19 protein-coding genes and 4 pseudogenes are annotated in these 22703 nt (G+C 60.6%); 10 read left to right on the plus strand and 13 right to left on the minus strand.

Annotated elements, in window-relative coordinates; all coding sequences use genetic code 11:
* Positions 1-7 precede the first annotated feature (7 nt).
* Positions 8-157: a hypothetical protein gene (locus X744_RS1000000172125; protein WP_023759923.1), complete on the minus strand. Its 150-nt coding sequence runs from the start codon at positions 155-157 to the stop codon at positions 8-10.
* A gap of 355 nt (positions 158-512) precedes the next feature.
* Here X744_RS1000000172125 and X744_RS153840 point away from each other — a divergent pair, with 355 nt between their 5' ends.
* Entirely contained in the window at positions 513-1592 is a 1080-nt protein-coding gene (locus X744_RS153840; protein WP_023759925.1) for a substrate-binding domain-containing protein, read from the plus strand.
* A gap of 14 nt (positions 1593-1606) precedes the next feature.
* On the opposite strand, the gene X744_RS153835 is transcribed toward X744_RS153840, so the two are convergent.
* The gene (locus tag X744_RS153835; RefSeq protein WP_245266659.1) at positions 1607-2797 is read right to left on the minus strand and encodes an OpgC family protein; all 1191 of its coding nucleotides are present in this window, start codon (positions 2795-2797) and stop codon (positions 1607-1609) included.
* 253 nt (positions 2798-3050) lie between these two features.
* Between X744_RS153835 and X744_RS153830 the strand changes: the two genes are divergently transcribed.
* Positions 3051-3719, plus strand: coding sequence for an alpha/beta hydrolase (locus X744_RS153830; RefSeq protein WP_023759927.1), 669 nt, complete (start codon positions 3051-3053; stop codon positions 3717-3719).
* Between the two features lie 26 nt (positions 3720-3745).
* Here the strand turns inward: X744_RS153830 and sthA are convergent, their stop codons facing one another.
* Complete coding sequence (gene sthA, locus X744_RS153825; RefSeq protein ID WP_023759928.1) at positions 3746-5134, minus strand: Si-specific NAD(P)(+) transhydrogenase; 1389 nt, start codon at positions 5132-5134, stop codon at positions 3746-3748.
* Between the two features lie 202 nt (positions 5135-5336).
* Between sthA and X744_RS153820 the strand changes: the two genes are divergently transcribed.
* The 3 genes from X744_RS153820 to X744_RS153810 all read left to right on the plus strand — a co-directional run bounded on the left by X744_RS153820 (position 5337) and on the right by X744_RS153810 (position 7736).
* Positions 5337-5807, plus strand: coding sequence for an RDD family protein (locus X744_RS153820; protein ID WP_023759929.1), 471 nt, complete (start codon positions 5337-5339; stop codon positions 5805-5807).
* A 140-nt stretch (positions 5808-5947) separates the two neighbouring features.
* Complete coding sequence (locus tag X744_RS153815) at positions 5948-6712, plus strand: arginyltransferase (protein ID WP_023759930.1); 765 nt, start codon at positions 5948-5950, stop codon at positions 6710-6712.
* A gap of 127 nt (positions 6713-6839) precedes the next feature.
* The gene (locus X744_RS153810) at positions 6840-7736 is read left to right on the plus strand and encodes a DMT family transporter (protein ID WP_023759931.1); all 897 of its coding nucleotides are present in this window, start codon (positions 6840-6842) and stop codon (positions 7734-7736) included.
* A gap of 120 nt (positions 7737-7856) precedes the next feature.
* Here the strand turns inward: X744_RS153810 and X744_RS1000000172135 are convergent, their stop codons facing one another.
* Both X744_RS1000000172135 and X744_RS153805 read right to left on the minus strand, forming a co-directional pair.
* On the minus strand, positions 7857-8258 hold the full coding sequence (locus X744_RS1000000172135) for a hypothetical protein (protein ID WP_023759932.1): 402 nt from the start codon (positions 8256-8258) through the stop codon (positions 7857-7859).
* A gap of 94 nt (positions 8259-8352) precedes the next feature.
* Positions 8353-9558, minus strand: a complete 1206-nt coding sequence (locus X744_RS153805) for an AI-2E family transporter (RefSeq protein ID WP_023759933.1) — start codon at positions 9556-9558, stop codon at positions 8353-8355.
* A gap of 334 nt (positions 9559-9892) precedes the next feature.
* Between X744_RS153805 and X744_RS1000000172140 the strand changes: the two are divergent.
* Positions 9893-10799: pseudogene (locus tag X744_RS1000000172140) on the plus strand (transposase); the annotation flags it as partial.
* Between the two features lie 150 nt (positions 10800-10949).
* Here X744_RS1000000172140 and X744_RS1000000173795 read toward each other — a convergent pair.
* A complete protein-coding gene (locus X744_RS1000000173795) occupies positions 10950-11309 on the minus strand; it encodes a hypothetical protein (protein WP_156938565.1) in 360 nt (119 codons plus the stop codon).
* On the opposite strand from X744_RS1000000173795, the gene X744_RS01000000169795 reads away from it, so the two are divergent.
* Positions 11308-11754, plus strand: coding sequence for a hypothetical protein (locus tag X744_RS01000000169795; RefSeq protein ID WP_156938566.1), 447 nt, complete (start codon positions 11308-11310; stop codon positions 11752-11754). The genes X744_RS1000000173795 and X744_RS01000000169795 overlap by 2 nt on opposite strands.
* Positions 11755-12610: 856 nt before the next feature.
* Here the strand turns inward: X744_RS01000000169795 and X744_RS153795 are convergent.
* The gene (locus X744_RS153795) at positions 12611-13951 is read right to left on the minus strand and encodes an ISNCY-like element ISMesp5 family transposase (RefSeq protein ID WP_023759937.1); all 1341 of its coding nucleotides are present in this window, start codon (positions 13949-13951) and stop codon (positions 12611-12613) included.
* A gap of 965 nt (positions 13952-14916) precedes the next feature.
* Here X744_RS153795 and X744_RS1000000175190 point away from each other — a divergent pair.
* Both X744_RS1000000175190 and X744_RS153790 read left to right on the plus strand, forming a co-directional pair.
* Positions 14917-15293, plus strand: a pseudogene (locus tag X744_RS1000000175190) (hypothetical protein); the annotation flags it as partial.
* Between the two features lie 277 nt (positions 15294-15570).
* On the plus strand, positions 15571-16251 hold the full coding sequence (locus X744_RS153790; protein ID WP_023759940.1) for a peroxiredoxin-like family protein: 681 nt from the start codon (positions 15571-15573) through the stop codon (positions 16249-16251).
* A 666-nt stretch (positions 16252-16917) separates the two neighbouring features.
* Here the strand turns inward: X744_RS153790 and X744_RS01000000169805 are convergent.
* Positions 16918-18116 (minus strand): annotated as a pseudogene (locus tag X744_RS01000000169805) (HipA domain-containing protein).
* Positions 18109-18444, minus strand: a complete 336-nt coding sequence (locus tag X744_RS153780; protein WP_023759942.1) for a helix-turn-helix transcriptional regulator — start codon at positions 18442-18444, stop codon at positions 18109-18111. Before X744_RS153780 ends, X744_RS01000000169805 begins: the two are co-directional and overlap by 8 nt.
* Positions 18445-18733: 289 nt before the next feature.
* Here X744_RS153780 and X744_RS153775 point away from each other — a divergent pair, with 289 nt between their 5' ends.
* Entirely contained in the window at positions 18734-19834 is a 1101-nt protein-coding gene (locus tag X744_RS153775) for a GSU2403 family nucleotidyltransferase fold protein (protein WP_023759943.1), read from the plus strand.
* A gap of 243 nt (positions 19835-20077) precedes the next feature.
* Here X744_RS153775 and X744_RS01000000169810 read toward each other — a convergent pair.
* From X744_RS01000000169810 to X744_RS153765, 4 genes and pseudogenes are all read right to left on the minus strand, one after another.
* A pseudogene (locus X744_RS01000000169810) lies at positions 20078-20507 on the minus strand (glutathione S-transferase); the annotation flags it as partial.
* A 317-nt stretch (positions 20508-20824) separates the two neighbouring features.
* The gene (locus X744_RS153770) at positions 20825-21439 is read right to left on the minus strand and encodes an NAD(P)H-dependent oxidoreductase (RefSeq protein WP_023759944.1); all 615 of its coding nucleotides are present in this window, start codon (positions 21437-21439) and stop codon (positions 20825-20827) included.
* Complete coding sequence (locus tag X744_RS1000000175200; RefSeq protein WP_245266661.1) at positions 21418-21990, minus strand: RES domain-containing protein; 573 nt, start codon at positions 21988-21990, stop codon at positions 21418-21420. Before X744_RS1000000175200 ends, X744_RS153770 begins: the two co-directional genes overlap by 22 nt.
* Positions 21987-22373, minus strand: coding sequence for a hypothetical protein (locus X744_RS153765; protein ID WP_023759945.1), 387 nt, complete (start codon positions 22371-22373; stop codon positions 21987-21989). Before X744_RS153765 ends, X744_RS1000000175200 begins: the two co-directional genes overlap by 4 nt.
* Between the last annotated feature and the right edge of the window lie 330 nt (positions 22374-22703).

Consider the following 22703-nt stretch of genomic DNA (forward strand, 5'->3'; position numbering starts at 1 on the left):
GCAGCAATTAGTCCTGCCGGCGTTCGGGCTGGATGAGCAATTCGCGATTTGGGCGTCGCAGCCTCGCCAACCGACGCGCCGCCGGCCGCTCGGACGCCGGCGCGATGCCCCAGTAGTTGCGGTAGATGTCTTCGAACAGATAGCTCACGGGATGCATGATGTGCACTCCTTTCAACGCTTGAATCGATCCAATCGGTCGCCACGAAAATGTAGCGCCGATCAGCTCCGCTTGCGCTCCACAAGGAACCGCAACTCGCGAACCCATGGGCTGGAGGTGGCACGGCGCCTCCGCCTCGCTGCGTCTGACGAGACGCTCCAGTCGTTGCGGTAGATGTCTTCGAATAGAAAATTGACGGGATGCATGACACACCTTCCTACTTGAATCGATCCAATCAACAGCAGCATCATTCATTGGATCGATTCAAACATACACTTCGTCTGGCCTGCCATCAAGCCAAAATTTGAACCGATCCAACGAAAGTGTTAGATGGGATGAATTCAGGGAGACGGAGATGGCGCCATTGACCTCTGCAAAGACAAGACCGGTGCGGCTGGCAGACATTGCAAAGGCGGCCGGCGTGTCGCACGGCACCGCCTCCAATGTGTTCGCCCGCCCGGAGATCGTGCGCGAGGAGGTTCGCGATCGGGTCAAGGCGGCAGCCGAGGCAATGGGATATGGCGGACCTGACCCCAAGGGTCGGCTGCTGCGCGCCGGCAAGGTGAACGCCATCGGCGTCGCCACCGCGGAACCGTTGTCCTATTTCTTCGAAGACCCTTTCGCCCGGGTGATGATGGCCAGCATCTCGCAGGCCTGTGACGCGACCGGTGCGGGGATCTCGCTGGTCTCGGCCGCCAACAGCGAACAGCTTGCCTGGAACATCCAGAGTGCGCTTGTCGATGGCTTTATCGTCTTCTGCGTCGAGGGCGGTTCAAAGCTGGTCGAACTGGCGCGCGACCGCAAACTCCCCTTTGTCGCACTCGATCTCGATTCAGACGACGACGAGGCGGTCGCGGCGATCGGCGTGGACAATATCGCCGGGGCAAGCCTGGCGGCGCGCCATCTGACCGAGCTCGGGCATCGTCGCTTTGCCGTGCTTGCCCTGCCATACGCCGATTCCGGCTTCGGTCCGACCACGCAGGAGCAGATGGAGAAGGCTCTCTATTCCGGCACGCGCGACCGCCTGCGTGGCTACTTCGCGGAACTCTCGCGCGTCGACATCGACGTCTCGCGCGTGCCGATCTACGAGACGGAAAATAACGAGGAGAGCGTTTGGGCGGGCCTCGATCATATTTTCGCCGCCGCCGAGACACCGACTGCCATCCTGGCCATGTCGGACAGGATAGCGCTCCATGCGCTGGACTGGCTACGGCAGCATGACATGACTGTACCGGGCGATGTTTCGATCGTCGGCTTCGACGGCGTCCCGGAAGGAGCGGTTTCCAAGCCGCCCCTGACCACAATCGTCCAGCCCATCGCCGAGATGGGCCGCCTTGCCGTCAAGGCGATCCTTGAAAATGACGGCTCGTTCAGCCGGCAATTGCTGCCGGTCGACCTCGTGGTGCGGGCCTCATCCGGCCCCTCACCCGCCTGACGCCTCAACGCCCATCACCGGCCCATTCTTGCCGCCATCGACATACTGAAGGACGGATGGAGGGGCGGTGCCACGTTGCGAGCCGGCCTGCTTTTGCCGGACCAGCCAAGGCCCGAAATCCATTCGAGATAGTAGGCGAGCGCGAACTGCATGGCGATGCCGGCTGATATCAGCAGGCTGTCATAGGCAAACCCGCCGGGATTGATCAGCTTCAGCACCTGCGCCGCCATTGCGAGCACCGTGCCGGCAATGAAAACCGGCAGCGATCTTTTGCCCAGTATGGCAAGCGGATGATCGCGCCCGGCGCGGAACAGGTTCGAGATGGCCGGGAATGCCACGATCAGGTAGCTCACCGCCAATATATGCAGCAGCCTCGGCAGTGACAGGAACGTCTTGTCGAAGCCGGTCAGCACCGGAGGCAGGCCAAACCAGGAGAGATGCCCCCAGAGCGGGCTGTGCACCCAGACCAGCGCCACAGCAGTGTAAGCCAAGGCGGCACCGACCAGCCAGCGATTGACCGGGATGGTGCCACCGCGACGCACATGCAGCGTGCCTGCCAGGCCGATGTTGAAAAGGAACTGCCATGACAGCGGGTTGAGGAACCAGAAGCCGGGCTCGGGATAGTTAGGCGGAGCAATCTGGTAAATTCCCGCGACCAGCCACAGCGCGCCGGAAGCAACCAGTGCCAAGACCGGCCGATAGCTGACGAAGAGCAGGAAAAGCGGCGCCAGCAAGAGCAGCACCGTATAGACCGGCAGGATGTTGTTGTAGCCGAGCTGGTGGCCAAGCGTCACGATGCCGATCAGCACTTGCGGCGCATTCTTGATCAACGGCTCGATGTTGATCATCGTCAAAAGCTCCGGTCGCCTGGCGAACACCGCCGCGGCGCAGAAGATCGCCATCACCACCATGGTGGTGACGATGTGGGCGGCGTAGAGCACACCGGCGCGGCGCCACATCTTCAACGTTGCCAGCAGCCGGTTTCCAGGCTGGAATTTCTTCCCGTAAGCGAGCGCGACCGAGATGCCGGAGATCAGCACGAAGACCTCCGCCGCATCCGAAAAGCCGAAATTCTTGTAAGTCAGATACTCGAAGGCGGTACCCGGCACATGGTCGACAAAGATGGTCAGCAGAGCGAGAGCGCGGATCACATCGATACGGGTGTCGCGGTCCGGGACACGCATTTCGCGGTCCGGGACACGCATTTCGCGGTCCGGGACACGCGAATCGCGGTCTGGGGAAATCTGGGTGGTCATCGACAAAAAGGCCTCAAAGCTGGTTGTTCATACCGGCAATGCGACCCCCGGCGCACCGCTTCGATTCCTCCCGAAGGACTATTATCGGCGAAGAAACGGACTGTAGTGCGCCCGGTTCAATCAACTTTCGCGGAGCTTGAAAATATTACGTTTTGAAGCCGGCAAACTGACCGAAGTCATCATGAAATCAAAAGGATGAGGCATGACTGAAGAGACCTCACAAGATGGTGCGTTACAGCGTGATCTCGCCTTCCCCTATCGCCTTTACTGCCCGGCGGATTCAACCGGCGAATGCTTCTTCCTGCTGCATGGTTCGGGCGTCGACGAGACGACATTGGTACCGCTGGCACGAGAGACAGCGCCGCGTGCCATGCTGATCGCGGTGCGCGGCCGCGTCGTCCAGGAGGATGGTTTCCGCTGGTTCTCGCGCATCACGCCGACGCGCTTCGAACAGCAGAGCATCCGCACCGAAACGGATGCCTTTGCGGGCTTCGTCACCGACGTGGCCGCGCGCCACAACCTCGACCTTTCCCGCACGACTTTCCTTGGCTATTCGAACGGCGCCAATCTGGTTTCGAGCCTGATGCTGCTGCATCCCGGCCTGGTCGAACGCGCCGCACTGCTGCGGCCGATGCCGGTGCTCGATGGCGTGCCGGCGACGGATTTGTCAAAGGTACGGGTACTGATGATCGCCGGCGCGGCGGATCTCACCTACGCGCCCTTCGCGCCGGCACTCGTCACGCTGCTCAGCCAGCACGGCGCCGAGATCGATGCCCGGATTGTTCCATCCGGTCACGAATTCGGCAGCGCCGACGCGGTGATCGTCCGGCAATGGCTGTCGGGATCGGCGGCGGCGGCGCAGGCAGGCTGACTGCCTCACCAGCATGACCAGCCTGCCTACCCTCGTCCCATCCTGTTCCAGGCGTCCAGCCCGGCGATCTTGTAGGCTTCGGCGAGCGTCGGATAATTGAAGGTGTTGTTGACGAAGAAGTCGACGGTGCCACCGAGATTGATCACCGCCTGGCCGATGTGAATGAGCTCGGTGGCGCCCTCGCCGACGATATGCGCGCCGAGCAGGCGGCGCGTTTCGATCGAGAACAACAGCTTCAGGAAACCGGTGTTGACGCCCATGATGTGGCCGCGCGAGGTCTCGCGAAAACGCGCCACGCCGACCTCATAGGCGGCACCGCTCTCGCGCACCTGTTCCTCGGACTGGCCGACGGTCGAGATTTCCGGCACCGCATAGATGCCGTAGGGAAATGTTTCCGGTGGCGGCGGCAAGGGCACGCCGAACGCATGGCAGGCCGCCACCCTGCCCTGCTCCATCGAAGTCGAGGCGAGGCTTGGAAAACCAATGACGTCGCCGGCGGCATAGATGTTGGGCACGCTGGTCTGGAAGGATTGCGGATCGACCTTGATACGTCCTCTGGAGTCGGCGTCGATACCGACGACATCCAGGCCAAGGCTGCCGACATTGCCGGTGCGGCCGGCCGCGTAGAGCACGACCTCGGAACGGATGGTGCGGCCATCGGCCAGTTCCACCTCGGCGGTATCAGGCTTGGAGCGTATTTCCTTCACCGCGCTGCCCAGCCGGATGGTCATGCCGCGATCGCGCATCTGGTGGATGAAATCGTCGACGATCTCGCGGTCGACGAAATCAAGGATGGAATTGCGCGGTTCGACCAGCGTCACCGGCACGTCGAGCGCGGAAAAGATCGTCGCATATTCGACACCGATGACGCCGGCGCCGATCACGGTCAGTGTGCGCGGCAAACGATCCAGCTCCAGCATCTCATCGCTGTCGAAGACGCGGGTCTTGTCGAAAGGTATTTCGCTCGGCCGGTGCGGCCTTGTGCCAACCGCGATCAGTGCGTTGGCAAAACCGACCTCGCTGTAATCGCCGGTGTCTGATGTCAGGCTGACCTTGTTGGGGCCGAGAAATTTCACCGCGGCGCGGGCGCTCTTGACCGTGTTGCGCATGAACTGGTGCTGCAGCACCTCGACCTCGTGGTCGAGCGTCTTGTGCAGGCGCTCGACCAGATCGCCGACCGAGATATCCTGCTTGACCCGGTAGCCGCGCCCGTAAAAACCACGCTCGCGCCAGCCGGACAGGTTGAGCACTGTTTCACGCAGCGTTTTCGACGGGATCGTGCCGGTATGCACGGAGACACCACCCAGGCGCCGGCCGCGGTCGACCACCAGAACCGATTTGCCAAGCTTGGCCGACTGCACCGCGGCGCGGCGGCCGGAAGGGCCGCTGCCGATGACCAGCATGTCGTAGTCCATCTTGCCCCGTCCCCTGAGCGCTTTGTTGCGCCGCAGCAAGCTAATGCCATCCGCACCGCAAATTCAACCGATTCGGATTGTATCTGACGCGTATGGGCTTGCGCCTCGCAAAAAGGCCGATCTTGATTCCGTTACAAGTCTTCACCATTTCATTGCTGAGCGGCCCGCATCCTATGCCGGGCCCCTGTTACGAGGAAATGACATGAACGCCCGCGTTCTCGACGGCGAAATCATCACCACCAGGCTCGACGATGTCAGGGCCTATGACGGCGTGCGCACGCGGCGCATCCTGGCCTTCGTGATCGACTATGTCATCGTCGCGCTGCTCACCATTCCGTTTGCCATCCTGGTGTTCTTCCTCGGGCTTTTGACCCTCGGGCTTGGCTGGATGCTGTTTGGCGTCCTGGTGCCGGCCGTCGCCATCCTCTACATCTGGAACACGCTTGGCAGCGCCGATCAGGCCACCACGGGCATGAAGCTGATGGGCATCCGGCTCGACCGGCTCGACGGCAGGCCGATCGACGGCCTCACCGCGGTCGTCCATTCGGTGCTGTTCTGGGCCGGCAACGTCATCCTGTCGCCGCTGGTGCTGCTGGTGACGCTGTTTTCCGACCGCAAGCGCACCTTGCACGATCTTTTGCTCGGCACGGTCGTCAGCCGCACCGACCGCTGAAACGGCCCTCTGAAGAGCAGTCGCAGCCGATAAAGCGCAAATGTGAAGGCGTCGAGTCGACCACGTCCTCACAATCCTGTTGAATTTTTCGCCGTCCGCGCCAAAGGTAGAGCGATTCGAAGGAGTGTTTCCAAGGCTCGATGACGCAGCATCCGACCCAGTCGCCGCAATTCTTCCTGACCGCGCCATCGCCGTGCCCCTATCTCGACGGCCAGTTCGAGCGCAAGGTGTTCACGCATCTGGTCGGCGACAAGGCCGCGGAGATGAACGACCTCTTGACGCAAGGCGGCTTCCGGCGCTCGCAGAACATCGCCTACAGGCCGGCATGCGAAACCTGCCGTGCCTGTGTTTCGGTACGCATCCTCGCCCAGGAATTCGTCGCCAGCCGCAACATGAAGCGCGTGCTGCACCACAATTCCGATCTCGTCGGCTACATGCACAACGCAGAGCCCTCGACCGAGCAATATTCCCTGTTCCGCAGCTACCTCGATGCCCGCCACCGGCGTGGCGGCATGTCCGACATGACGGTGCTCGACTATGCCATGATGGTCGAGGATACCCATGTCGACACCAAGGTGATCGAGTATCGGCGGCGCGGGCCCGACACGTTCATCACCGGCAAGGGACAGGGCGAGCTGATCGCGGTTGCGCTCACCGACAAGATGGCCGACGGCCTGTCGATGGTCTATTCCTACTTCAATCCCGATTTCGAGGAGCGGTCGCTCGGCACGTTCATGATCCTCGATCACATCGCCCGCGCCAAGGCGATGGGCCTGCCCCATGTCTACCTCGGCTACTGGGTCAACGGCTCGCGCAAGATGAATTATAAGATGCGCTTCATGCCGCAGGAGCATCTCGGCCCAAAAGGCTGGGAGCGCTACACCAACGAAGCGGTTTTACGCTGAGTTTTCCACGATCCGCTCTTAAACTGTTTCAAGGCAGGAGATGCTGGTCTTTCAGCCGGTCGGCTGGAGAGGGTGCGCCATTGCGCCGGCCGGCCGCCAGCCTGCTCTTCATTGCGAAAGTTCCTCCATGTTCTCTCACCATGATCACCAGAAGGGTCTTTTGATAACCGCCATTGGCGGGCTGACGCTGACTGTCGACATACCTCTGATCCGCCTCGCCGACGGTGGCGCTTGGACGATCATGCTGCTGCGCACCGGCACCACATTCGTCGCGGCGATGGTCATCTGGTCGGTCTGGCGCGCTCTGAGCCGGAACGCCCCGCCACTTATCCCCGGCTGGTCCGGCCTGATCGTGGCGACCTGCTATGGGCTGACCGGGATCACCTTCGTCACCGCTGTCTATCACACCTCGACCGCCGATCTGGTGTTCATCCTGGCCTTCAACACCGTGTTCGCGGGGTTGCTGTCCTGGATATTCCTGCGGGAGAGGCCGCGGCTAGTGACGATAGCCGCAATGCTGATCATGATCCTCGGCGTGCTGATCATCGTCGGTGGTTCCGTCGGCACCGGAAAGTTGTTCGGCGATTTCATGGCGCTGTGCTCGGCCTTCTTCATCGCCGTGGCCATCACCATCTCGCGCGGCAGCGGCAAGGACATGGGATTCACCTCGCTCGTCGGCGTCCTTCTGCCGCTTGGGCTGGCAGCCTTCATGGTGAGCGGCGAAGGCTTTCACGTGAACGCGCCATGCTGGATCATCTTCAACGGCGCCGTCATCATGCCGATCTCGTTCTTCTGCCTCGCCGCTGGGCCGAAATACATTTCTGGACCGGAAGTGGCGATGTTCTACCTGCTCGAAACCGTGCTGGCGCCGGTCTGGGTGTGGATGATCTTTGCCGAGACACCGACCCGCAACAGCCTGATTGGTGGTGCGATCCTGATCGTGACGCTGATCGCACATTCGGCCTGGCAACTGCATGACGGGCGCAAGCGCCGTAGCGACTTTGCGGTGCATCATCCGGTGTAGCGCACTCTGAGCCGCGCCAAGGCACTCTGGAGTCAAAACCAATCAACGGGTTGCCACAAACGGCCGAGATGGTTGGAAAGCTGTCATTCCTAGGATTGTGGCGCATGCGGCCAAGTGCGATCAACCAGTCGGCGAATCTGAAAAAGGCTCAGCAACTATCTGGTATTCGTCCTCGTACACGACATAACCCAGACGAGCGCTCTTCATGACCTCGACATGATGCCCGTGATGCGCAAGGAGCCCCGTGAGATCAAAGGCCCTTGCCAAATGTTCCGTTGCTGTTGGCTTGAACCAGCTCAATCCTTGGGTCGTTTCTCTCCGGTAAAAACCCTTCGATCTTGAGAGGTTGAAACGCGGCGGTATTGCGAGGTTCTGTCGAAACCAGGCAAGATTATCTTCCAGCTGGTCCAACGTATGTCGATCGACATCCGGTTGACCCCGCAGTTCGTAGGCAGCGCCAAAGAAACCTTCGCGCGCATGCGTTCCCTTGATGATTTTTGATCGAACAAATCGCAAAAACATACGCAGGATATTATTTCTGATCGGGAATGGATCAATAGTCGCTCAGGGTAGCTGCTGACAGTTCAGTGAGCGTTGAATTTCACAGCCTGGATCTTCAGGCGCTGGCCTTTTTATCGGCGACAATCTCGATCTGCGGCGGACTACCCTCCAACTCCATAGGTGCCGCGGCCCCAAGCTCGTCGGCCAGTTCCACCTCACGCAACCATTCGCGCCAGATCGCGACTAGCAGCGCCATCAGCACCGGGCCGATAAACAGGCCGAGAAACCCCATGGTCTTGACGCCGCCGATCAGGCCGAAAAAGGTCGGCAGGAAGGGCAGTTTTATCGGCCCGCCGACCAGTTTCGGGCGCAATGTCTTGTCGACGATGAACAGTTCGACCGCGCCCCACAGGAACAGCGCCAGACCGGCCATCGGCGATCCGCTGGCGGCGAGGTAAATCGAGACCAGCGTGAAAGACAGCGGCGCGCCGCCGGGGATCAGCGCCATGACGCCGGTCAGGGCGCCGAGCGTTACCGGCGACGGCACGCCGGCCAGCCAATAGGCAATGCCCAGCACCAGGCCTTCGCCGATGGCGATGACGGTCATGCCGGTCACGGTCGAAGAGATCGTCGCCGGCACGACGCGCGAAATCCGCTCCCACCTGGTCGGCAGGATACGTTCGCCGAGGCGGTCGACCTGGCCGGCAAAGTGTTCGCCGTCGCGATAGGCGAAGAACAGCGCGATCATCATGAACAGCAGCGTCAGGAGCAGGCCGAAGGCGCTGCCGCCGGCGGCCAGTACTCCGCGGTAGATGCTGCCGATGTTGGCGCCGCTGACCAGCTGGATCAGTTCACCAATGCCGCCGGGATGGCCGAAATTGGTCGTCCATTGCTCGTTCAGCCACTCGCCCACGACAGGCATGGTGGCGATCCAGTGCGGCGTGACCGCGCCATGCCGGTTGGTCTCGATCGCCCACGCGACCCACTCGCGGACCTCGTTGATCGCGTAGGTGCCGGCGAGAGCGATCGGTATCACCAGGAAGGCGAGGATGAAGAGGATGGCAAAGGTCGCGGCGATGGTGCGGTTGCCGCCGACCGCGACAAGCAGGCGGCGGTAGAGCGGCCAGCTGGCGAAGGCGATGACGAGCGCCGCCAGCACAGGAAACAGGAAGCCGTGGAAGAAATAGACGCCGGCGGCGACGATCAGCACCAGCAGCCAGCGCGCCGCCGACAGCGGCGGAATGACGGCGGCCCGCAGCGGCGTCGACAGGCCGAACAAGCGCTGCTGTCGTTCCGGTTTCTGGATTTTTGATTCCTTCAATCGCCTGCCTCTTCCAAACACCCTTCCCGCTTATGCACTGATATAGTGCAGCAATCGTGACGATAGTCCAAATGGTTGGGTGGAGCTGCGCGCGCCATTGGCGCCGCCGCGGGCCAGCACCCCCCTCTGTCCTGCCGGACATCTCCCCCGCAAGGGGGAGATTGGCTGTCATGTCGGCTTTCGCAAATCGCCAACATTGGAAAGCGGGCAGAAAGGGCGAAGCTGATAGTGTCCTGAAGGTTCTGCAAAAAGTTTTGGAGAGAGAACGGTCGTTGCGCTGAGGCGAAAGCGGCCATGGCNTGCAATCACCGATTCCCGTGGAAGGGGAAGTGCCATGACCAATCGAGAAGCTAGACTGAGCAGGGGTGAGTTGAAAGCGTTGCTGTTGTCGGATGAGGACGGGTTTCGCAAGGCGTTGCAGCTTGTCGTGCAGGAGGCTCTGGAGGCCGAGATGACGGAGGCGATCGGGGCCGGCAAAGGGGAGCGGACGACAGAGCGGATTGGCTATCGGTCCGGCTATTACGAGCGCAAGCTGGTGACGCGGGTTGGGGTTCTGGAGCTGCGGGTCCCGCAGGATCGGGCGGGCCGGTTCTCGACGGAGTTGTTTGAGCGCTACCAGCGTTCGGAGAAGGCGTTGGTGTCGGCGCTGGTCGAGATGTACGTGCAGGGCGTTTCGACCCGCAAGGTGAAAGCGGTGACGGAGGAATTGTGCGGCCACGCTTTCTCGGCCTCGACGGTGAGCGAGGCGACGGTGCGGCTGGATGAGGCGCTGAAGGCGTTCTTTGAGCAGCGGCTCACGGAAGGCTATCCGTATCTCATTTTGGACGCGCGCTACGAGCGGGCTCGCGAGGCGGGCGTGATCGCCAGCCAGGCAGTGCTGGTGGCGATCGGCGTGGATTGGGAGGGCCGGCGCCAGGTTTTGGGCGTTGAGCTGGCCAACCGGGAGAGCCATTCGAGTTGGCGCGCGTTCGTGACAGGGCTCAAGAATCGCGGGCTCGCCGGCGTCGAGTTCGTCGTCTCCGANCTACGTGCACTTCCTCAGAAACGCGCTCGACTATGTGCCGCGCAAGGTCGACGACGACTGCCTGATGGAGCTCAGATGGTTCTACGACCGCCGCGACCTTGCCGAGGTCAAGCGCGACCTGGCGCAGTGGATTGCCAAATGGCAGGCCAAATATCCGAAGCTGGTCAACTGGGTGGAGGACAACATCGAGGAGACGCTGAGCTTCTATCGGNGTCCGCCGCTCCGCTAAACACGGGAGCTGCGCGGCGGACACGCCGACGTCACAGCTACCGCCACGCCATTTTTGCAGAACTTGACGCACACAACTTGATCGGGTCAACGTCGGTCCAAGACCCGTATAGGTCTTCCATTAGGCCGTCGTAGGCCATCACCTCCAAAGTTGATACAGTCTTCCAGCCACGCACGAATTTGCCAAATCGCTCGCGGTCGAGCGGATCGGCGGCCGCGGAACCGGCAAGCTCGTAAACAGAAGACCAAGTGTGGTCAGGAATAGGTGGAACGTCCAGCTCGTCGGAAGCATGTTTTTCAGAGAAGCCTGGAAGCATTCGCTATTGATGGAGGCGAGTTCGGCCCGGATCGATCGGCCGAAAATATCAATATTCGCTATATGGGGCTGCGCGATGCCCGCTGCACGAGGCAAAGGCCTGATCTCGTGGACTTTTCCGATCGCGGCATTCACATTACCGGGATCCCCGTTCTCCCCCATTCCCCTGCTTACCTGGGGCATGGCCATCACCACCTATTCGTTCTTTGGAAAAGTGGCCGAGATTGTCGGGCGTCTGACCGCATTGCAGGAAGATTGCGCGTCCGCCGAGGTGCATCGGCGAATGGCCGAGATCTATGGCGAACGTGAAGGCACCCGCCGCATGACCAACATGGTGCTTCAGTCTCAGGCAAGCTGCGGAACGCTCGAGCGCACAATGAATGGCAAGCGCTTGGCTCGCGTGCCGAAGACGAAGGTGAGCGAACCCAAACTTATCGCGTGGCTCGTGGAGGCGTGCATTCGATACTCGGAGCGCCCAATTTCCGTGGCGACGCTTGCGTCAAATCCGATCATGTTCCCCTTCGAGATGAACGGAATGGTGCTCTATGCGTTGAGCACCTCCAGTGCAGTAGGGGTTCGCGCCACGGGTGGCCGAGACGAGGTCGCTCACCTCCGGAACGACGTTTGACGCCTACCCCTCTTCGTAGAAGATCACTCGGCTTATTGAAAGCCGCCTTCTGGCGAAGCCCTTCCCTACGGCCGCTCGATTAACAGTCGAGAGGCCTATTCGGCCTCCCACGCCCAGAAAGCGGACTGTCTGGAGGCGGCCCCATACCGGTCGTTCCGTTGCTCCGGCTTAGTGCGATTCTGCCGCTATAGCCATCTTTGCCAGGCGATACGGACACGAGTTACATCTCACACCAACCCCACCCTGAAATCCTCCAGTACCTGACCCAGCCCTGGCGCGCCGAGAACGGTCACAACACGCTTCACCTGAAGCTTCGGTATCGCGCGATCGTAGATGGCAAGATTGGTCGCCTCATTGAGGCGCGAGGATAAATGATCCCGTCGGGCTCAGATGGGTGCTCATGAAACGCCAGCGACCACCGGCGTGCCCGGTTCTGGCGCTGCGCCCGAACGACATCGGTCGGCACACCCAGCCGGACGGCGTTGTCGCCTCTGAGGTGGACCATGCGTAGGTCGGTCGTGGTCGCGATTTCCGCATAGCGCCGTTGGGTCAGCTCCACCTCCTCTAGTCTAGTTTCCATCCATAAACGCCCATTTTGGTGAGGATTTACAGAGGTTTGCCGCAGGACGAACGTCGTTTGCGCCCGCGCGGTCGATCTTCTGANTAGTTTCCATCCATAAACGCCCATTTTGGTGAGGATTTACAGAGGTTTGCCGCAGGACGAACGTCGTTTGCGGTACCGTGCCGACGCGAAGTCCAATGGATCACGCCAGATAGAACTCGCCGAACGGAAGTTAGTCGTGGCTATGGAGCCGGCGCCTGCCGGCGGGCTGCTGACCCGCGCAATGGCTCGCCGTCAGGTCGGTTTGAGACGTGTGAAGAGGACGAGATTGTAGGCCACGACCGAGGACCAGACGTAGCTCTTGAAGTGATCAAGGCCGCGCCAGGTGCAGCGCGCCAAGCCGTAAGCACGCTTGAGGCACGAGATGTCGGCCTCGATGCCGGCACGGAAGTTGCGCAGCTTGCGGTAGACCCAATTGCTTCTAACCATGTCCTCGATCCTGAGGCCGGCTTTCTTGTGGAATGCCATGTCGCGAACGCCCAAGGTCTTGGCTGTAGCCAGATTGTCGCGACTGGCAAAGCCGCCGTCGGCCGCCGCCTGCCGCGGCGCCCGGCCCCAGATGCCGATGTGGCGTTCCAGCATCGGCAGCAATCGATCGCTGTCGCGCGGATTGCCCGCCTCGATCACCAGATCGAGGATCATGCCGCTCCTGCCGGTGGTCAGGTTGAGTTTGTGACCGTATTCGGTGTCGCGGCTGCCTTTGACGATGATATCGGCATGGGGCTCGAACAGGCTGACCAGCTTGTCGCTGGCCGGCACCAAGTTCCCGGCCAGCACTCGTCGCTCACTCTGGGCGATGATTTGCTCGATCAGCGGCCGATGGTGACTAACCTGGGCCTGCCACAGTGCGATGAGCGGAGTGCTCGCCACGGCCAATCGTTCCGTGGCCTGCTTCAGATAGGCCAAGGTCGCGCAGGCGATCGCAATCAGTTCACGGTAGAGTTGGACGCGGTTGGGTCGGCCGCGTGTGAACTGGATCTTGCGGGCGCGCTTCTTGGCCGCGCGGCAATGATTTCGCCATTCCAAGCCGGCGCCACCGGCCAAGGCATCAGCCTGCTTCAACAGGCGCACCATGACCCGCACAGCGTCCCACAGCAGGCTGCTGTCGCTCGGTTCGTGCATGAGTGCCGAGGTCACAGTGCTGTCCAGCCGCACGACCGCACCGTCTTCCAGTTTTACCTGCCGGGCATTCGACAGCAGCGCCCGATTGATCTCTTCCCAGGTGTCGGACCGGATCGCGCTGATCGTCTTTTGCAGCACCGACTTCTGCGGGCTCCACGACCATGGCAGGCGGGCAAAGGCGCGAAATGAGGCTGAGTCCTCGAGGTGGAATGCCAGTTCCTGATAGCTCAGTTGCCGGTATTGCTTGAGAAGCGCACAGCGCAACACCGCTTCAGCAGGTAGGCCTTGCCGTCCGGTGGCCCTGACGCTGCTCCGAACCAGGTCTCGCGCCACCAAGCCAAGCAGGTCGGGGTGCTCGTCCAGCCACTGCGACATCGCCTTCAGTTCGTGGCCGATCTCGTGCGCGGCAAAAAGATCGAATATGCTGGCTTGGACGGTGCGTTCTTGGCGCATTGTCGGCTCCGGCGGTTGCAGATTGTGCTTTGGAATCAGTGGCATGAGACCAAAGTGTACCTGAAACCGCCGGGCCTTGCCTGCGCAAAATGCCGATTCACGCAAGAATATCAATATGTTGGCGTTTATGGACGGAAACTAGGTTAGAATTCGGGGGGTCGCCATTGGTCAGATGGTGTGGCGTCTAGCGGCTGTGAGTAAGCTCCTGGCGCACTCAATCAGAGCAGTTAGAGCTACCACACCTGAGGGATATTCCTCGCCCTGACCCGAACTCACCACTGCGTTCCGACAGCCGACTGCGACCCCCGAATTCATGAACGCGCTCGAAATTACCCGATCTCAGGTCAACGCGACCGTGACAGGATCATCCGCTGGGCCAACATCGAGTGCATTACCGAGTGCTTGGCTGGGTGGGGAATTTCCTTCGGTCGATGAAGCCGCGCGGACGGGCGGCTGACAGCACTGCGGGGCACGTCGGGCCGCATAGGCGCGGTTTTAGCTCACGGGATTGGCTGCTCCCCATTTGTGCGACGTCCGGAAGCATCCACACCGTATTTCCGGCTCAAGTTCACCGCATCGATGAGGCGAAGGCGGCTGACCAAGGGCGGCATAGGGCGGCATCACGCGTTTCGTAACGGTAGCCCAAATAGCGCCGAGAGCGGCGTAAAGACGGTCTCCGGGGTATCAAAGTTTGATTTCGCTCCCGCCGATCAAGCTCGCACCTCACGGTGTGATCAGCCTGCCACGGTTGGCGTTTGCTCAGCGCGCCGCTCTCCTGATGTCGCGACATCTCGTAGGCCAGCGGCCACAGCGCCAGCATCGTCGCTGCGCTCCCGATGTAGAATAGGACCGCGCCGAGCGGCACAAAGCGCACGGCGGCCATAACAACAAGCGCTCCGAGCACCAGAGCACGCAGACGCTTAACCAGAATCCCGCTGTGAACGATCCCCAGCACAAATGCCAAGGCTGCAAAGCGGCTGATGCGCAAACTGCTGAAAAAGCAGAGTCATGCACCGCGCGTGATGATCACCGACAAGCTCGGCTCTTACGTGAAAGAGCGTGGCGGGGAAAGTGAAACAGGTGGCAAACGGATCGTGGATGGAAACGAACCGCTTAAGTTGGCCGGATGACTTGAAGCGCTTCATGATCCGCTGTGGCTGGTCGAGAGATCATGCCGCAGGTCGAACATCGCCGGCACAAGGGATTGAACAACCGAGCGGAGAACTCGCACCAGCCGATACGACGACGAGAACGATCCGCCGACCATCGTGAACTGCGCTTCGCTGCCACGGAAACTTGGCGCGAAATCACTCACGTCACTGCTGGCATGAAACTTGGATGAGGACGCCACCACTTTACCCTGCAAGCGATAACTTTACGGTGCCGTCGCATGCGTGGAAATACTGGCGGGGTTCGAGCACCGTCACACGGGCGACACGCAGATGCTTTTTTCGTGTTATGATGGGCTTGCAACGCGCGTAATTTCGACCTCGGCGTTATGGCAGAGGCCGAACGCCATTTTGCCCGGCGCAGGAAGGTTTGCGCCCCCAGCACGGACTCAACACCGAAGCGCTGGGCGTGTTGCCTCTTCTTGACTGATCCGGGCGAGGAGGTTGTCCATGTCCACGAGTAATGTCGACCGCCCGCTGCAGCCGGGCGACCGGGCACCGAATATTATGCTCGACGCGATCTCGCGCGAAGGCAAGATCGCGCTCGATGATTTTCGAGGCCGTAGCCCGTTACTGATCGGATTGTTTCGAGGCCTGCACTGTCCGTTCTGCCGGCGCCATGTCGCGGCGATGGCGCAGCTCAACCCGGCCCTGAAGGAGAAGGGCGTCGAATGTCTCGCAGTGGTCAAGACGCCGGTCGAACGTGCGCGGCTTTACTTCCGTTACCATCCGCTACCCAATCTTCTTAGCGCATCCGATCCGGAGGGGACTTCGCATCGCGCCTTCGGTTTACCCATCGTCGAGTTGACGGAGAATGAAACCGAATGGCCGCACAAAGTCGGAATGGACCTGGTCACGACACTGCGGATCGATCTGCCGGGGGAGTTGCCCGAACCGATGAACCCGGCTGCGGCGGGCGACTTTCTCGAAAAAAAGGACGGGTATGAAATTACGGAGGCCGACCAGCAGATTATGATCGCCGGTCACATGCCGCTTATCGGCGAGTTCCTGCTCGATCGGGAAGGCGTTGTGCGCTGGAGCTTCACAGAAGCCGAAGAGGGAGGTCAAAATGTATGCCGGGCGCCGAATCCCGCGGAATTGATATCAGCAGCTTCCCAACTCACACATTAATCAGCTGCTGAAATGGGCTGCTGAAAACTCGTGTCGCTTGGCACCTAATTGTAAGAATGCGCCGGTTTGGTTCAGGATTGGCATTTAATCGTGAGAATATTGGACGCCAGATTCTCAAGTTAACTGCAATCGCATCAGCGGAAAGATCATTAATCCTTTGACCTTTATACACTGTCTTCTGGAAATTCGATCCCGTTACGCTGCAGACGCTGGTCAAATCAAATGCCGACGGCCGGCATGATTATCAACTCAAGTGCACGTTCTCAAATTAAGTGCACAGCTGACCAACTGAATTGATTGAAAAGCGATTCTCATAATTACTGTAAAGCGACACTATCCTCCACACTTTCGCCGAGGTGGCCTCGGCCGGACTGATCGCGGCCGAGCTGAAAATCAGCCAGCGCGCCCGCTCGACCTGGTCGCCGAACTCGGCATCCGGGAGGTGACGGGCCGGGGGCGCTACCGGGCGCGGGGGATCATGTAGGATCGCCCGAACTTGCTCCTCGGCAAATCCAAAATCATGCACCATCATGCCATTGATGCTGCACGGCTTTCTCAAATCGGGATTTCGTCCGCGGACTCATCGTCTGTTCCATGCACCCTCGACGGTGGCGCCGGTGATCGGACTGGCGCTGGCTGGCTCGAAGCTGTGCAGGAATGTCCTCGTTATAGCGCCAGCGCCCGTTTGAGATCGTCGTGTTCGAAGGCGCTGGCCATGCGGTTGATCTCGGCTGGGCGGGCGCCGACCTCCTTGGCGGTATCGCGCCAGGTTGGAGCGCGAAAAACTCCGACGCGGCTTCCAGCAGATCGAGCGAACAGGTGCCCTCATCGAGATCGATGTTCGTCGTCAGTACCCGGGCCTTGAGATCAGTCGGAACGGGATTGAGGTCGTATGCCGGCGAGAGAGACCAACCCGCCTTTCCAAGCCACAGGAAACCGTGATTACGGAGGTGGTCGTCGACATTGGAGATCAGCACGTTGAAGACGACACGCCGATATAAGGCATGGGCGTCCGTCTTTCCCTGAGCGCCGTGTTGAGCGAGAGCATCGACGATCTCCGGATAGCTGCCGCGCTCGCCGTCCCTGGCGCCCGTCATCGCCATCGCCGACGGGAACGGGGTGCGGATCGCCCCGTCACGATCGAAGCGTCGCGACAGCATGACCGCCTTGCCGGCGACGTCGATCAGCTCGTGCTGAGGGGTGGCGATACCTGCCTGTCCGGCTAGCCGCAGCGCGATCTCTTCCCAGGTCTCCATGCTGTAGTCGTCGGTCTCCTTCGGGAATTTCGCGATGGAGAGGTGACCATGTTGGTCGATGACCGACGCCTTCGGGCGGGCACCGCCAAGGGAGGAGCCTGGGGCAAAGATGAGCTGCAGGTCTTCATCCGTTTCTTCGTCCCGGAGAACCCGTTCGGCGATCTGGAGCAATTGGCCAAGCTCGATCAGGGCAGGAACGCCGGCACGGATCGGCGCTTGGAAAATCTCTTCGCCGACCCAGCGGAATCGGAGTGCGCCAAGCCGGGTCTCATCGGCCACTCCAAGAAGGTAGTCGCTTTCTACAAGCGTGCGAACCGCGCGGCCTTCCCGATCGGCGAGACGGCGTTCGGCGCGCTGCATGAGGCGCCGGCCCCAGGTGTCAGGCGCTGAGTCACCGATGGAGCCGAATGTCGCAAGACCGGCAGGAGGGGCGAAGGCGCCACGGGTCAGAGCAAGGGCTGGCTCCAGGGAGAAGCGGTCCGGGTCCTCAAGCCATGCGCCGTCATACTCGAAGAGGATGGTCTCGATGCCCCGGACGCGATTGCTCCTCGCCAGTCCGACCGGGCGTGTGCGGCCGTCCAAATCGACATGGACCTCGAAGTCAGTCATCGCGGGACGATCCGGTTGGCCGCCTGAGGTGGACATGCTTAGGCAGGTCCGCACTGGCGAGCGCCTGACCGACGCTGTCGTTGCTGATGTCGGCGACTTGGCTCAGGCCGTCGAGCAGGCCGAGCGCCTGCAGGACGCCGGCATAAATGCCGACGCTGACGTTGGTGTCGCCAGCTTCGACCCTTTGCAGTGTCGAGCGAGACGTGAAGGCGCGCTCGGCTACGACCGCCATCGGCAGCCGTCGGCGTCGACGGGCATCATGGATGTCCGCCCCAAGTTTGCGCAGCGCGCGCCGCACTGCAGCAGGAGGGTTGTGTGGAGTGGGCATTTGACACCTTCGCACTACAGATCGAGCGGATATGTAGCACGAAGATTACAATCTTTCTATACCCCAGTAGAGAGCGAAGGTTCGATCGTCATGACGGCATCCACCGGGGACCCCCCGAACGTCGGCGATCGCGGCGACCGTGGTTTTCACGTCCGCGGGCTCGCTGGGCGACCGTCAACGCGGAAGGCAGCGTTATAAGATTTCGGCAATTTTCTTATAACGTCGCTTGCATCGCTTGAGCTCATGCCGTTATAAGAGAAACTCATTTTTCTTATAACGGAGCCGACGCATGAAGACGGTCGATCTCGTTTATCGCACGATGTATGCGGAACTTGTTCAGCGCTGCCTTGATGCATCGTTCGAAACCGACTTCTCCACGGCGGGAAATTTTGTCCGGGTGCCGGTGAAGGGGCGGGGCTATTGGTATTTTGAGGAAACCCAACCTAAGAAAACGCGGAAGTATGTCGGCCCGTCCGACGACCCCGAGATCGCGAAACGCGTTGAAACCTTCCAAGAGATTAAGGAAGACCTCCGCGGCCGACGGAAACTCGTCTCCACGCTGACTCGCGAAGCAATGCTGACTGCTCCGGACCGGTTCACTGGCGATGTCGTTGAAGCCATGGGAGCAGCAGGAATCTTCCGCCTAAGAGGCGTGCTCGTTGGTACGGTTGCCTTCCAGACGTATGCAGGACATCTCGGTGTAAGGTTGCCAGGCGCTTCATTGCAAACCGGCGATGCCGATTTCGCGCAGCACTACTCGATCTCGTCGTCAGTCGAAGACAGCCTGCCGCCGATCCTGGAAATCTTGAGAGAGATTGACCCAACCTTCAGGGAAATCCCCCACAGATCGGATCCCGGACACACGACGCAATTCGAGAATGCAACGCGATACAAGGTCGAGTTCCTTACGCCGAACCGGGGATCCGATGACTTCACCGACCATGCCAGTCCGATGCCAGCACTGGGGGGAGCTTCGGCGCAGCCCTTGCGTTTCCTCGATTTCCTGATCCACGAGCCCATCCGGACCGTGATGCTGCATCGGTCAGGGGTGCCTGTAACCGTGCCGTCGCCGGAACGGTATGCAGTTCACAAGCTCATCGTCGCCTCTCGCAGGCAATCAGATGCAAATGGCGTCGCCAAGCGCGAAAAAGACGTCTATCAGGCCAGCCTCCTTGTCGAGGCACTGGAGGCGACCCGGCGCAAGGACGACCTTGCAACAGTGTTCTCGGAAGCGTGGGGCAGGGGGCAGCACTGGCGCGAGGCGATGCTGAAGGGGCTGGGCCTGATGCCGCCGAAGAAACGACAGGAAGTTGAGGACACAGTCAGAAAGGCCCTTGTCGAGATCGGCGAGGAGCTGGACGGCTTCGACCCGGCCGCCGTGAAATCGTAGCCGGAAAAAGGGCGAGGCCCGAAAGCCGCCCTTATCACTTGGGATTGAGGAAGACCCTCGTGGATCAGCATCGGGTACGAGGAAGTATACCGTAGCTGTTAAGGTCTGTTCGCCGTGTGTCCGTCCAAAATCGCATAAAAGGCAGACTGGCGTGATGTCCGGAAACATTAGGCATTTCACGGGGTCGTCTGCGCTGAACGCACCGTCGACCGTTGGCCTTGTCAAGACGTCGGGACAATTGCCAAGCCGATTGCGGATGCGATCCTGGATGAGAGGCAGGCGTTGCGCCGCCCAAGGCTTGTCGCCTTCAAGGAACTTGGCGGTTACAAGTCTAAGGATTGGCGGCTCCACCGTGTTGAGCGCGGCGAATATCCAGGTGATGGCGCGCGCCCGGGCATTTACATCGTCCGGCAACAGGCCCGGATGGCGTTTCCGCGATATGGAACACGATCGACCCGGTCCCGAACAACCGGAGATCGCCTTCTTCGTAGGCCGGAATTTGCCCGAAAGGTTGAAGCGCCAGATGCGCCGGTTCCTTCATCGCCTTGAACGAATCGAGGCGAACCTCGTAAGGTTGGCCCACTTCGTCCAGCGCCCAGCGAACGCGCGTATCACGCGCCAGTCCCTTGCCGCCATCGGGCGACCGCTCAAAGACGGTAATGATGGCGGTCATCGCTTCTCTTGATATCTTTGTTTCGGTCCCAAGGACGAACGATCGGCGCGTTTCACGATACTGACCCCCGAAACTTTGCGGCTCGCTGCGCCAAGCCTCCACCAGCATTTCATGGTGTGTCCTGTTCCAATACGTTTGGGAGGGCGACTTTGGGATGACCGCCCATCAACAGCTAAGACGGACCAGTCCAGCGAAAGGATACGTCGCCGGCATCAGGATCTGCGCCGCGTGCTTGGATAGGCCCGAGGCGGACGGGAGCCGAAATTCAGGCGAGCACGGTTATGACAGAATTGCGGACGGACCGGATTTAATCACATTCAACTTGCCCCGAACGTGGTCCGGCATTTGGCAGTGGCCTCCTCGAGCCAGTTCTCCCGTTGCTCCTCGGAACTGCCGACAACTGGCCTGAACACATGTCGTTCATGTTCCAGAACCCCGCAATATGGGAGGACGCATCGTCCCCAGATCAGTCCGAGCGGATCACCGAGGTCATTCACCTCTCTCGTCGCATCGGTATCGGAAGTATTGAAAATAATGGCTTTCTTGATCGAGAGGAGGCCTTCGGGCAACCCATCCGCGGTTTTCAGGCGATAGGCAACACCAGGAACCAGAACGCGATCGAGCCATCCCGCCAGAATTGCAGGTGGCTTCCCCCACCAGTTCGGGTGGACGATCAGTAAACCATCCGCATTCGCGACTTGCGTCCGGTGCTGGAGCAAAACGCGATCTTCGGCGCGTGAAAGCGCTTCTTCCAGGGTGTCGCCGACCGTGTAGGCCTCTTCCGCGGTTAGGCACGGATCGAAGCCTTCCATATAGAGATCGTGATGTTCGATTGCGTGGCCGTCGCCGATCAGCGCGTTGCGAACGCGTGCAGAAATTGCGTGGCAAAAGCTGTTGGCACGCGGGTGGGCTATGATGGAGAAGATGCGCACCGTTTACTCCTCGGCTGAGAGGCGCAGGAATTGAAGGACGGGCAACCCGAGCTACCTCGCCTTGGTTGGCGTGCCGACATTGTCGATACCACGAGAGAACGACAGATAAATGTTCGTTGATGGCCGATGACGGCAAGGGTCAAGGTAGCGCTGCCGTTGTCGCCAGGATCGGATCGGTGCAGATCAGCGCATCTGCCGGCGACGTATCCTTTCGCTGGGTTCATCCGTCGGGCGATCTGGCGCCAGGCATAATCCCATTCCCTCCAGGCGCTGTCCCAGACATTTGGGTCGAACCGGTGCGATAGGTCGGCGACCTCGGAAAGCGTGATCTTGTAGGCGGCAAGGGTGGCGGGCGGGGTGATGCTGGCGCCCTGCTTGTATTCCTCCAACGCCGTCTGAGGCGCGCGGGACAGGTAAAGTGCTTCGACGCCGGGCCGATTGAATCGCCCGCCGTCGATCGCTGCTCCTGCCCCGCTTGTGGGCAGGAAAGCCCATTTGGGTGTCAGATAGCGATGGAATATCTCGTCCGGCCCGACTCGGGTGACTTTCACCCGCGCGCCCCATTCTCGAGATCCCGAATGAAGGCCAGGACTGCTTCGACCTGGCCGCCGGCGACGAGCTCGGCCGCCGTGCGATGGCCATAGTCGGCGATCGGTTCATTGCGATACCAGTAGATCGCCTTGTTGACGTCGCCGGTGAGCTCCGTCGCGGCTGAAATCACCTTCACCATCTCACGCAGCCGACCCTGCAGTCGCTCCGATGATGGATTGCGGAGCGTGTTACGGTGGACGCCGGTCAACTGCGCCAGGTTGGCTACCTTGACGCCCAGCGCCTGCGACAGGCGCCTCGGCGAGATATATGGGGTGCGCGGTTCCTGCAGGCTGTCGACAAAGCCCGAGATCATTGTGGAATGTGCTAGCTGTGCATGGGCCATGACAATTCTCCGACCTCTCATTGCACAATATATGCACATTTTAACGCATAGCAAATGAACGGTGGCCTGACCCCTTGCAGCGCACTGCTGTCCTTCCCCATTATTCAGCGGTTGCTAACCGCAGTAACGCTCCATCTCGGTCACTTTACTAGCGCTTTCCGTCTACCAGACGCGGATATGGCCGGGTCAACACCTACCCGACATTCACGGCACTCGGCACTGACCCCTTGCTGACCTTCTCCAAGACGAGCCCAAGGGCAAGTCGTAGCCCAAGTGGGGACAATCGACAGCTGCGATGACCGTATGTAGCTGCTTGGCGATCGAGCCTCG

This window comes from Mesorhizobium sp. LNHC252B00 (assembly GCF_000502955.1).
Lineage (GTDB): Bacteria > Pseudomonadota > Alphaproteobacteria > Rhizobiales > Rhizobiaceae > Mesorhizobium.

Coding starts and splice junctions, on each gene's coding strand:
- X744_RS1000000172125 (WP_023759923.1), bottom strand. CDS start 157: ATGCATCCCGTGAGCTATCTGTTCGAAGACATCTACCGCAACTACTGG.
- X744_RS153840 (WP_023759925.1), top strand. CDS start 513: ATGGCGCCATTGACCTCTGCAAAGACAAGACCGGTGCGGCTGGCAGAC.
- X744_RS153835 (WP_245266659.1), bottom strand. CDS start 2,797: ATGCGTGTCCCGGACCGCGAAATGCGTGTCCCGGACCGCGACACCCGT.
- X744_RS153830 (WP_023759927.1), top strand. CDS start 3,051: ATGACTGAAGAGACCTCACAAGATGGTGCGTTACAGCGTGATCTCGCC.
- sthA (WP_023759928.1), bottom strand. CDS start 5,134: ATGGACTACGACATGCTGGTCATCGGCAGCGGCCCTTCCGGCCGCCGC.
- X744_RS153820 (WP_023759929.1), top strand. CDS start 5,337: ATGAACGCCCGCGTTCTCGACGGCGAAATCATCACCACCAGGCTCGAC.
- X744_RS153815 (WP_023759930.1), top strand. CDS start 5,948: ATGACGCAGCATCCGACCCAGTCGCCGCAATTCTTCCTGACCGCGCCA.
- X744_RS153810 (WP_023759931.1), top strand. CDS start 6,840: ATGTTCTCTCACCATGATCACCAGAAGGGTCTTTTGATAACCGCCATT.
- X744_RS1000000172135 (WP_023759932.1), bottom strand. CDS start 8,258: ATGTTTTTGCGATTTGTTCGATCAAAAATCATCAAGGGAACGCATGCG.
- X744_RS01000000169795 (WP_156938566.1), top strand. CDS start 11,308: ATGGCCATCACCACCTATTCGTTCTTTGGAAAAGTGGCCGAGATTGTC.
- X744_RS1000000173795 (WP_156938565.1), bottom strand. CDS start 11,309: ATGCCCCAGGTAAGCAGGGGAATGGGGGAGAACGGGGATCCCGGTAAT.
- X744_RS153795 (WP_023759937.1), bottom strand. CDS start 13,951: ATGCGCCAAGAACGCACCGTCCAAGCCAGCATATTCGATCTTTTTGCC.
- X744_RS153790 (WP_023759940.1), top strand. CDS start 15,571: ATGTCCACGAGTAATGTCGACCGCCCGCTGCAGCCGGGCGACCGGGCA.
- X744_RS153780 (WP_023759942.1), bottom strand. CDS start 18,444: ATGCCCACTCCACACAACCCTCCTGCTGCAGTGCGGCGCGCGCTGCGC.
- X744_RS153775 (WP_023759943.1), top strand. CDS start 18,734: ATGAAGACGGTCGATCTCGTTTATCGCACGATGTATGCGGAACTTGTT.
- X744_RS153765 (WP_023759945.1), bottom strand. CDS start 22,373: ATGGCCCATGCACAGCTAGCACATTCCACAATGATCTCGGGCTTTGTC.